The organism is Corynebacterium sp. UMB0012 (genome assembly GCF_030216265.1).
Lineage (GTDB): Bacteria > Actinomycetota > Actinomycetes > Mycobacteriales > Mycobacteriaceae > Corynebacterium.
The window spans coordinates 1-308 of the sequence record NZ_JASOKQ010000086.1 but is presented as its reverse complement, the minus strand read 5'-3'; the positions used below and the strand labels follow the sequence as shown (position 1 = coordinate 308).

Here is a 308-nt window from a genome sequence, read left to right as displayed (position 1 = left end):
ACTGGGCACTTAATTTTGGTCAGTTGAGCTGCAACATTAAAATTCAAGATTGCCTGGGCTAAAATGATAAATCTATCGACTTCTTTAACTTTAGTAATAGTTGCAAGTAGTTTAAGCAGGTGATGATGTTTATGGATATAGTGAGTAGAATAAGATCGTTGAAATGAATCCCATACTAACTCCTTCAGCTGATTATTTTTAGCTAAACTAATCCACTGCTTAATGGTTGTATTACTTGTATTATTGGGTTCTGAAATGGTGACCGCCAAGACCAGTTTATGAACTATATCAGGTTGATTAATTGCCAA

1 pseudogene is annotated in these 308 nt (G+C 34.4%); it reads right to left on the bottom strand.

The features are described 5' to 3' along the window. Nucleotides 1–308: pseudogene (locus QP324_RS11965) on the bottom strand (alpha/beta hydrolase); the annotation flags it as partial.